Annotated in this window: 7 protein-coding genes; all 7 read left to right on the forward strand. The window is 39.5% G+C overall.

Annotated elements, in window-relative coordinates; translation table 11 throughout:
- Positions 1 to 62 precede the first annotated feature (62 nt).
- The 7 genes from WS40_RS00570 (at position 63) to WS40_RS00600 (ending at position 10,682) form a co-directional block, all read left to right on the forward strand.
- On the forward strand, positions 63 to 3,419 hold the full coding sequence (locus tag WS40_RS00570) for a PD-(D/E)XK nuclease family protein (RefSeq protein ID WP_046439288.1): 3,357 nt from the start codon (positions 63 to 65) through the stop codon (positions 3,417 to 3,419).
- On the forward strand, positions 3,420 to 7,130 hold the full coding sequence (locus WS40_RS00575; protein WP_046439290.1) for a UvrD-helicase domain-containing protein: 3,711 nt from the start codon (positions 3,420 to 3,422) through the stop codon (positions 7,128 to 7,130). It abuts the gene before it with no gap.
- Between the two features lie 210 nt (positions 7,131 to 7,340).
- Entirely contained in the window at positions 7,341 to 7,895 is a 555-nt protein-coding gene (gene infC, locus WS40_RS00580) for a translation initiation factor IF-3 (protein ID WP_022286866.1), read from the forward strand.
- A 22-nt stretch (positions 7,896 to 7,917) separates the two neighbouring features.
- Entirely contained in the window at positions 7,918 to 8,115 is a 198-nt protein-coding gene (gene rpmI / locus WS40_RS00585; protein ID WP_046439295.1) for a 50S ribosomal protein L35, read from the forward strand.
- Between the two features lie 48 nt (positions 8,116 to 8,163).
- Positions 8,164 to 8,517: a 50S ribosomal protein L20 gene (gene rplT / locus WS40_RS00590; RefSeq protein ID WP_022286868.1), complete on the forward strand. Its 354-nt coding sequence runs from the start codon at positions 8,164 to 8,166 to the stop codon at positions 8,515 to 8,517.
- Between the two features lie 118 nt (positions 8,518 to 8,635).
- Complete coding sequence (locus WS40_RS00595) at positions 8,636 to 9,457, forward strand: TrmH family RNA methyltransferase (RefSeq protein ID WP_046439298.1); 822 nt, start codon at positions 8,636 to 8,638, stop codon at positions 9,455 to 9,457.
- Positions 9,450 to 10,682: a DNA-processing protein DprA gene (locus WS40_RS00600; RefSeq protein WP_046439300.1), complete on the forward strand. Its 1,233-nt coding sequence runs from the start codon at positions 9,450 to 9,452 to the stop codon at positions 10,680 to 10,682. Before WS40_RS00595 ends, WS40_RS00600 begins: the two co-directional genes overlap by 8 nt.
- Positions 10,683 to 10,697: the final 15 nt, after the last annotated feature.

The raw sequence follows: 10,697 nt of genomic DNA on the forward strand, positions 1-10,697 counted from the left end.
GATTGACTTTTGAGCCTTGCCGTGTTATTATATAAATATCAATCATAACGGAGGCTCATTCAATGGTAACAGTTATAAGCGGTGGCTCTCACAGTGGACGTGACAAAGTTTTCATAGATAAGATCAAGTCTGCTGTAAAAAACGGCGAGCAGGTCATGGTCATAATACCAGATCAGTTTTCTTTCGAATATGATAAAAAACTGTATGAACACCTTGGTGCGGCAGATTTCAACGTCATACAGACTGCAGGTTTTAACCGTATCGCTGAGTTCACAGAGAAGCTTTATGGCGGTAGGGCAAAAGAAAATGCCGATGATAACGTCCGCACTATCCTTATGTATAAGTCTGTCAGACGTCTTAAGCAGACCAAGGATATCCGCTTTTATAAAAAGAGTCTTGAAAAGGGCAGTTTCTTAGCCGAACTTAACGAACTTGTGAGCCAGTTTCGTGAAAGCGGAATAACACCGCAGGATCTAGCTCTTGCTGCTGAGAAGCAGAGCGGCTCTCTTGCCATGAAACTTTTTGATATTTCAAGGCTTTATGATTTTTACATGGATGAGCTTGAAAAGGCAGGAATGCAGGATACACTGTCTGCAATGGCAAGAAGTGTGGATCAGGTGAAGGAAAACGGATATTTCCGTGGGATGACAGTTTTTGTTGACGCTTTCAACGATTTCTCTTTTGATGAACTTAAAATGCTTGACGCTTGTATCGCACAGTGCAAGAGTATAACGTTCTCTCTATGTATCGATAATGAAAGCATCAGAAGATATGCAAATCACCCTTTTGCTGATACTCTTAAAACGTTGCAGCAGATAACAGATATTTCCGCTGATCATAATTACAAGGTCAACACGGTAGAGTGTCGTAACAGCTCATTTAGAGTCCCTGAACTTGAATATGTGAGCAAAGAGATTTACAACACATGTAAAAAGCCATACGTCGGAAAGTGCGAAAATGTTTCTGTTATATCAGCAACGGATATTTACGAAGAAAGTGAATTTGTCAGTGGAAAGATATGGGAACTTATCAGAGAAAAAGGATATAAATTCAGTGACATAGCTTTGCTTGCAAGAAACCTTAAAGATTGTGCTTCCGTTTTTGAGGGTACGTTTGACAGATATGAGATACCATATTTTTCAGACTGCAGTGACAGTGTTTCTTCATCATTTCTGGTGAGGTATATGAACTCGCTTTTCAAGTGCTTGCTTTCAAGAAAATATTCCACGGACAATATTTTGAAATACATAAAATCGCCGCTTTTTCCAATGCTGAATATCGAGATATCAAATCTGGAAGACTATTGCATACGCTGGAGCGTTGAGGGTGATATGTGGCTCAGCGATTTTACTGTTGCAGGTGATCTCAGCGAAAAACAGCTTGAAAAAATAAACTGCTCAAGACGAAAGATAATCGAGCCTTTTGAAGCATTTAAGAGCAAACTTGTTAAAGACGTTACAGCAGGGGAACTGTGCCGTGGGCTTTATGATCTTCTTGGCAGCATTGAACTTTCTCAGCAGACCTTTTCTGTAGTAAAAAAGGCAGGAACTTCGGATAACGAAACTCAGCTTGAAATGGCAAGAGGATTGAAACAACTTTGGAACTCTGTTCTTTCGGCTATCAAATCCGTCTATGACTGCATGAATGACGAAGTTATCTCCCTCAGACAGTTTTATGAGCTTTTCAAGCTCATGCTTTCGCAAATGAGTGTTTCACGTCCTCCGCAGAAACTTGACTGCGTAAGGATATGCGACCCGAGCCATTCAAGGCTTGAAGGCGTAAAGGCTGTCTTTCTTGTTGAGGTGAACGACGGCATATTTCCTGCGTCTTTAAGCTCTGGTGGACTTATCACAGAAAATGAAAAAATGATATTAGAGGGAAGCGATATTCATATCTCACACAGCGCAAGAAAATCTTTTCAGACAGAGAAGCTTGTGTGCTACAACGCTTTTACCCTTGCAGACGAAAAGCTCTTTGTGCTTTATTCAGAATCTGACCTTGTAGGAGAAGTTCACCGCCCCTCTGCACTTGTTTCTGAGCTTAACGGAATGTTCGGCCAAATTAATACCAAAGCTCAGGATATGGGGCTTGATTTTTACTGCACTTCTTTCAGAACAGCTTACTATAAATATATGGAACATTCCCGTGATAAAAACGCTACAATTTCTGCGATTAGGTCTGTGTTGGGGTTATCGCAGGAATATGCCGAGAAACTTATGCGAACAAAGAATCTTCATGAAAACGGTGACTATAAGCTTGAAGAAAAGACCGCAGAAAAGCTTTTCATGTCAGAACAGCCTGCAAAGGTCTCGCCTACTCAACTTGATACATATTATAAATGCCCGTTCAATTATTTCTGTAAGTATGGTCTTGGTCTCAAAACTGTCAGAAAGGCAGATATCGACGGGCTTAACAGGGGACTTATCATTCATCAGCTTCTTGAAAAGATAATGCGTAAAGATGATGACGGCACAGGCTTTGACAATGCTTTCCTTACTCTCTCAGATGATGAGATAAAAGAGTATATCCACAAAAACGTTACCGAATATATAAAGGAAAGCCTTGGTGGAATGTTCGGAAAATCTCCGTCATTTGTATTTTTACAGGAGCGTATGGAAAGCAATATCCTGCATATCATTCGTTTTATGCAGAATGAGCTTCTTCACTCAAAATTCAGACCTGCGCTTTTGGAATACAAAATAGACAAGTCCGAAGGAGAAGACAGACTTATCATAGACGTAAACGGCAGAGATAAGATAATCCTTACGGGAATTATCGACAGAGTTGACGTTTTCGAGGACGAGAATGGTGAAAAATATGTGAGAATAATCGATTATAAAACAGGCTCTATTGATCTTAAATATTCAATGCTCTACAATGGCCTTAATTTGCAGATGTTCGTGTATCTTACCGCTTTACTTGAAACCAAAAATCCAGTGAATATAGACGGTGGATTGAAGCAGGCTGGTATCGTATACTACACGCTAGGAAACAAGCCTAAAACATACGAGCAGACAGCCGACGCTGACGTAGAAGAAGCCGAGAGCAGATCACGGCTAAACGCTTTCAAGCCTATAGGAAAAGTCGTTGATATAAAGGCTGTCACTGAAGCTTTCAGTTCAGAAGAAAATTACGCCTATGCGCCTTTTAAATATTCTAAAACCAACGGCATTTCAGGCACTATTCCAGACGGCTTTTTTACAAAGCTCAGAGAATTTGCTATAGGCAAAGTGGCGCAATTTGGTGAACAACTTTGCCAGGGAAACATTCAGGCAAGACCTGTGGCGGAAGCCTGCAAGCACTGTGATTTTCACGATATCTGCGGCAGGATAAACCAAGAGGATGTTACAGACGTGAAAGACAGCGTTTATGAAGAAAAACTTATGGAAGAACTAACTGACAGAAAGGAGAAAAAATAATTGGCTGATACAAAATGGACCAAAGAGCAGGAAAGAGCCATTAGTGACCGTGGCAAGGGCATTATAGTTTCAGCGGCGGCAGGAAGCGGCAAAACCACAGTGCTTATAGAACGAATGATACAACTTCTTTCTGATGAAAAAAATAAAATACCTGCCGACAGACTTCTTGCAGTAACATTCACAAAAGAAGCCGCTTCAAGCATGAAAGAAAAACTCAGCCGTGCTTTTGACGAACAGCTTCGCCGTGACCCTGAAAATAAGTGGTTGCTTAGTCAGCAAAATCTTATCCAACTTGCGAGGATATCTACAATAAATTCTTTCTGTCTTGACCTTGTGAAAAGTAATCTACATGAATTTGATTTTCAGGGCGGACTTGATATACTTGATGACAGTGTGCAAAATCTTATTTTGCAGGAAGCTATCACGCAGGCTTATGAAAAGCTTTGTGAAGAAGATTACGAAAGCTACAAACTGCTGAAAAACGCTTTTGCGGATAAAACTCTCAATGAAATCACCGACAATCTTTATAAATTCATGCGTTCGCTGCCGTTTCCTAAGCGTTGGATAGCAGAGGTACATAAAAACTTTACTGATGATAAGATTTTTGAAAGCTTTATAAAAGATAATATATGTGTAGCTCAAACAAAGCTGAAAGAAGCATTTTCAATGTATGAAGTTTTTGAAGAATATGCCTGCCGTAAAGAGATAGAAGGCATACCTTTTATAAAACATATCAAAATGAATGAAACTGCCGACAGTGACAGAGAACTTCTTCATAGGTTAAGAAAGCTTCTTGAAAGCGGCGATATAGATACTATTGCTAAGTCAGATTGGAAATTCAGCACCATAAAAAGGTTTCCCACGAACAAGGCTTTCAATGCATCACTTGACGATGATATTCGCATTAGGTTCAAGGACAATTATGCCTTCTGTGCATCATACAGAAACAAATATAAAGATATCGTAGCTAAAATTACCGATATGTTCAATAACACAAAACTAATCATGAAGGAAAATATGCTTGAATCTGACAGAATATTTATTGTTCTGTGCAGGGTATGCGAAGATATAGACAAGATCTCACAAGAAATGAAACTTGAACGAAATGGCGTTACTTTTTCTGACGTTGAGATAATGGCGAGAGAATTGCTTGTAAAAGATACCGAGAATGGACCTGTTCGCACGGAGCTTTGCGAGGAAATTCGCAGAAACAAGCTATATGAGCTTATTTTCATAGACGAGTTTCAGGACGTGAATAATCTTCAGGAGCTTGTTTTCCGCTCGCTTTCTGATTCTGATAACTTGGATATCATGGGCAAAAATGTTTTTGTGGTTGGCGATATAAAGCAGGCTATATATCGTTTCAGACTCTCAAATCCCGAACTTTTCAGCAAAACGAGAAATGACGCTTCCGCACCTGAAAACAGCGAACAGCTCGAGGCTATCTTGCTAAGCAAGAATTTCAGAAGTCGTGAGTCTGTGGTTGATTTTGTAAATTTTCTGTTTCACTATCTTATGACACAGCACACAGGTCAGGTGGATTATGATAGAAATGAAGAACTTCGATATGGTGAACTTTATGATGAAAATAACAAGCCTACAGAAATAATGCTAATACCTTTTGATAAGGACTACAAAAAGACAAATGGCTATTCTGTGGAGAACAAAGTAATAGCACAAAAGATAAAGCACATGCTTGAAAACGGTGAGGAAGTCAAAGATCATGGCTCTCTAAGACCGTGCCGTGCAGGAGATTTTTGTATACTTGTTCAAAAGAATGATGAAATTACCCTTATGGCAAAAGCCCTTGAAGAAGTAGGTCTGAAAGCATATTCTGAGGATACAAACGGATACATGAAGTCAAGAGAGATAACACTTGTGCTGAATATGCTCAGGATAATTGACAATCCTATGAACGATATTGCAATGACAGCTATTATGATGTCGCCTATCATGGGATTTACGCCTGATGAAATGGCGGCAGTAACAGAAAAGTCAAAGAAGCCTAACAGCAAACTGAAAGACCATATCTATCAGGTGGTAGCGGCATCAGCTTCTGCTGAGGACAGCCACGAAAAGGAAGCTACTCATATAAGCTTTAATAATAAAACATTGCAGGATAAGTGCATAGAGCTTAATGAGCTTATTAATTCCCTGCGTTATCTTTCAATGTGCATGGGTCTTGAACGGCTCATAAGAAAAATATACGACATGACCGACCTTATGGGAATCGTTTCGCTGTATCTTGATTCTGATAAAAAGCGAGCAAACCTTCGTCTGCTTCTTGAATATGTTTCGTCCTATGAGCAAAATAGCCAGGAGGGCGTAACTGGTTTTCTAAGATATATCGACTCTGTGTCCTCAAATGAAAAAGCCTTTAAGCAGGCAATGACAGTAACAGAGGGCTCAGATTCCGTTTACATAAAGACCTACCATGCTTCAAAAGGTCTTGAATATCCATTTGTATTTTTATGTCAGCTTGACATACCGCTTATAAAGAAAGACAAAGGTTACTGTTCACATAACAAGCTGGGCTTTGCTTTCAGTTTTATGGATAACAGCAAACTTATGAGAAAAACTTCACTTTACTATGATAAGCTTTCAAAGGAATCAAAAGCAGAGGAAAAAAGTGAAAAACTCCGCCTGCTTTATGTTGGGTGCACAAGAGCAAAAGAAAGACTTTTTGTAAGCTATGCACCGATTATTTACAGCAATACCACATATGAAAAGGTTATTGAACGTAAGGTGGGAATAGTTGACAGGCTTAGAAACATATACTCAAAGCAGGGAGATTCTCTTGAAAATGTTGTGGCGGACGCTGAAACGATGCTTGATTGGATAACAATAACGCTTGCACTTCACTCCACGGGTGATCAACTCACATCTTGGCTTGGCACTGATAATATAGCTGTCAGCGGGGACGAATACCCTGAGCCTGAGATAATATATAATGAATACGGCATTGAAAATACAGAGCCGACACAGGAAGAAGATACAGCTATTAGCGAAATAGAAGCGGACAAAACAATGCTTAGAAATCTTCTTGACAAATTTGCATTTGAGTATGACTGGTCAGGAGTATCAACACCAGCAAAGCTTACTGTTACGGAGATAACTGCGGCTGAAAAAGAGAAGCAGACAGAGAAAAACGAACCTGAGTTTTATCCTAGTCTTCCACGGCTTGATGATGAGTTTGATAAACTATCAGCAGCGGAAAAGGGAACTTTTACCCACAAATTTATGGAGTTATCGGACTATGATAAGGCACATGAAAGCGTAAAAACAGAGCTTGAACGTCTTGTGAATCAGGGGTACTTCAGCCAGAAAGAAGCTGACGGAGTTTATGTTGAAGCACTTGAAGCATTCTTTAGATCAGATTTTTATGAGCGTGTGAAAAATTCCGATAATGTGATGCGTGAAAAGAAGTTTCTTGTTTCAATGAGAGATCTTGACTTAAGTGAAAATCTTCCTGAATATAATGGTAACAGCGGTATGCTTCAAGGTATCGCCGATTGTATCTTCCACGAGCCTGACGGATATGTTATTGTTGATTATAAAACTGACAGATTTAATGATTTGTCACAGCTTATGGGCTATAAAACACAGCTTGCACTGTATAAAGCATCGTTTGAGATGATACTCGGAGAGAAAATAAAAAGCTGTTATATTTATTCATTTTGGCTGCGGAAAGGGGTTGAAATCAAGCTCTGAATGTGATATAATGACATATAGAGAGCTTGATAATATTTTTTTGAAATAATTTGAGAAAAGGTATTGACAAGTGTGTAAAAGTGTAGTATAATATCATGGTAAACAAAGCAGAACAATGTCCGTTCTCACCTTAAGCGCAGTTCTCTGTAGTAAAAAGGTCAACATGAATTTGCATATCGATGTGATTTTATGCGGGTACGGATCAGTTCTGTGCCCGTTTTATTTTATTTTTGGAGGTGCTGCGTCATTAGCAACAGGGAACATCAGATCAACGAAGAGATCCGTGATAAAGAACTCAGGGTCATAGACGTTGACGGAAATCAGCTTGGTATTTTAAGTGCTGACGAGGCTCTTAAAATTGCATTTGAGAAAGATCTTGATCTTGTAAAGATCGCTCCTCAGGCAACTCCGCCTGTATGCCGTATCATGGATTATGGCAAGTTCTGTTTTGAACAGACAAAGCGTGCGAAGGAAGCAAAGAAAAATCAGAAAGTTATCGAGATCAAGGAAGTTAGAATGTCATCTACGATCGACACTCATGATTTTAATGTAAAGGTCAATCAGGCTGTTAAATTCCTTAACGGAGGAGATAAGATAAAAGTTTCTGTAAGGTTCAAGAAAAGAACTTTGGCTCATCCACAGTTCGGTGAAGAACTTCTTGCAAAATTCAAAGACGCTATCTCTGAAGCCGGCGTTGTTGACAAGCCATCAAAAATGGAGGGACGCAGTCTTGTGATGTTCGTTTCTCCGAAAGTAAACAAGTAAAATAATAAGGAGGATAAATACAATGCCAAAGATCAAAACACATTCTGGTGCTAAGAAGCGTTTCAGTGTTACCGGTAGCGGTAAGGTTAAGTTCCAGCACACAAACAAAAGACACAGACTTACTCAGAAGGATCACAAGCGTAAGAGAATCCTGCGTGGTGTAGCTTATGCAGATGATACCAACATCAAGAACGTAAAGGCTCTTATCCCTTACAAATAAACGAGTTGTAGGGAAAACAAATTTTAAAAATTTCAGGAGGTAATAACTATGGCTCGTGTAAAGGGAGCAATGATGACTCGTAAGAGAAGAAATAAGACTCTGAAGCTTGCTAAGGGATACTTTGGTGCCAAGAGCAAGCACTTCAAAATGGCTAAACAGGCTGTAATGAAGTCAGGTCAGTATGCATACATTGGAAGAAAGCAGAAGAAGAGAGATTTCAGAAAGCTTTGGATCACAAGAATTTCAGCAGCTGCTAAAATGAACGGTATGAATTATTCAACATTCATGAACGGCGTAAACAAGGCTGGTATCAATCTTAACAGAAAGATGCTCTCCGAAATAGCTATCAGCGATCCTGCTGGTTTCACAGCGATCGCAGAAAAGGCGAAGGCTGCTCTTTAATAGTCAAAAACACGCACGTTCTTGTAACCTGCGTGTTTTGTTGTATATTAAGGCAACACCATATATGACGCATTTGGCAACTAAATGATTAAATTTTCAGAATAAGAGGTGACGCAGTTTGCATATTAATAGTAAAGATAACCCTAGAGTGAAGCTTTTCAGAAAGCTTCTGTCATCAAAAAAAGCTAGGGAAGAACATGGATTGTTTGCTGTTGAAGGTGCAAGAAACTGCGTTGACACCGCTTATGAAGCTGTGTGCGGAAGAATAAAAGTCCATTCTGTTTTCTATACTCAAACGGCCTTGACTAAATATAAAAATACACTTAAAACCGATAGTCTTTTCTTGTGCACAAGACCCGAAGATGTTTTTGAAATATCTGATGAGCTTGCGAAAAAAATGACAGATGAGGGAAACTCTCAGGGCATTTATATGATCGTTTTCAAGGTCGATTTGCCTTTTGTGGCTGAGTATATTGACAAAAACGGGAAGTATCTCGTGCTTGACAATTTACAGGACCCAGGTAATTTGGGTACGCTTTTAAGAACTGCCGATGCCGTAGGCGTTAGTGGAGTAGTTATGACAGATAATTGCGTTGATCTGTATAACCCAAAGGTGGTTCGTTCCGCTATGGGAAGTACTACAAGACTTGATCTTTTTGTAGTGGATAATTTTCTGAACGTCGCAACACTTTTTGATGAGCTTGGTATCGTTACAAATGCTGCAGTTGTCAGAAACGGTGAAAATATCACAGAATTTGATTTTGATAGACCGTGTGCTGTTGTAATAGGAAATGAGGGCAAAGGTTTGCCTAAAGAACATTCAGACATTTGTAAAAATCGTGTGACTATTTCTATGCACGGCAACATAGAATCACTTAATGCTGCTTGCGCAGGCACAATCATTTTGTGGGAAATGTTTCGAGGTGGCAGTCATGGATAAAGAAAGACTTTTATTGTGGATAAGAGCGGTTTTGATTTTCACTCCATCGAGCAAACGTATATGGGAAGTTTCTGCAAATTATGATGATATAGTTGAGTTCATGACTGCACTCGATGATCATATGGTCAGCGGACTTAATGATAAAGAGCTGCAGAGGATAGGAAAATATAGTCTTAAAGACGCAGAAATCATAAAAAAACGCTGTGAAGAGCTTGGCATAAATATTTATTGTTACGAAAGTGAGGGCTATCCTGACAGACTTAAACGGATCGCAAATCCACCTGCTGTTCTGTATACTTATGGTAACCTTGACTTTTTAAACGATAAATGCGTTATTTCAGTAGTAGGCTCCCGTGAGCCGTCTGAATATTCTGTAAAGATAACGAAGCATATTTGCGCAGATCTTATAAGAAGGAACTGTCTGCTTGCTTCGGGGTTTGCAGGCGGTATAGATCAGATCGCTAATAGGGTAGCTATTGAAAATAATAGTAGACCTATAGCTGTGTGTGGTACAGCTCTTGATTGTGATTACCCTAAGGGAAGTAACGAGCTAAAAAAACAGATCGCTGAGAATGGAGTAGTAATATCAGAGTATTTTCCGGGTTATAAACCATTTGGAAATGCTTTTGTGAATCGCAATAGGATTCTTACAGGACTTTCAAATGCAGTGCTTTTTACTGAGTGTAGCAAGGAAAGCCATGGTCTTGATAATGTCAATCACGCCATATCTCAAGGAAAACAGGTATTTGTAGTACCGCCACATGATATCTATGACAGTCGATATTTCGGACAACGTGATCTCATAAGAAATGAGTGTCAACCTGTGTTCGGCGCAGAGGATATAGTGTATTCGCTTGGCAATGAAAGGTATCAATCTCTTAGACTTGTGGAAAGCCTGGGAGAGTTCACGCTTCCTGCTGAGGATTCTGCTATACTTAACAATGGCGAGCCAAAGACAGTGAAGCACAGAAAAAGCAAAAGAAAAGTGCCTGACAGCAAGACTGTTTCTGAAACAGAAGAGGTAAAGCCAACACCTGAGCCTGATCTTTCAGGGCTTGATTACACACAAAAGAGCATTTGCAAACTGTTAAAAAGCGGAAATATGCTTGTGGACGAGATAGCCGCAAAGCTTGGTATGGATATCTCTGATGTGCTTGCACAGCTAACGGAGCTTGAACTTTATGGTACTGTTAAGTCATATCCGGGCAAAATGTTTGGACTTTAATATATATTAAGAATG

The sequence above is a fragment of the Ruminococcus sp. N15.MGS-57 genome, assembly GCF_000980385.1.
In the GTDB taxonomy this organism is placed as follows: Bacteria; Bacillota; Clostridia; order Oscillospirales; family Ruminococcaceae; genus Hominimerdicola; species Hominimerdicola aceti.

Coding starts and splice junctions, on each gene's coding strand:
- WS40_RS00570 (WP_046439288.1), top strand. CDS start 63: ATGGTAACAGTTATAAGCGGTGGCTCTCACAGTGGACGTGACAAAGTT.
- rpmI (WP_046439295.1), top strand. CDS start 7,918: ATGCCAAAGATCAAAACACATTCTGGTGCTAAGAAGCGTTTCAGTGTT.
- rplT (WP_022286868.1), top strand. CDS start 8,164: ATGGCTCGTGTAAAGGGAGCAATGATGACTCGTAAGAGAAGAAATAAG.
- WS40_RS00600 (WP_046439300.1), top strand. CDS start 9,450: ATGGATAAAGAAAGACTTTTATTGTGGATAAGAGCGGTTTTGATTTTC.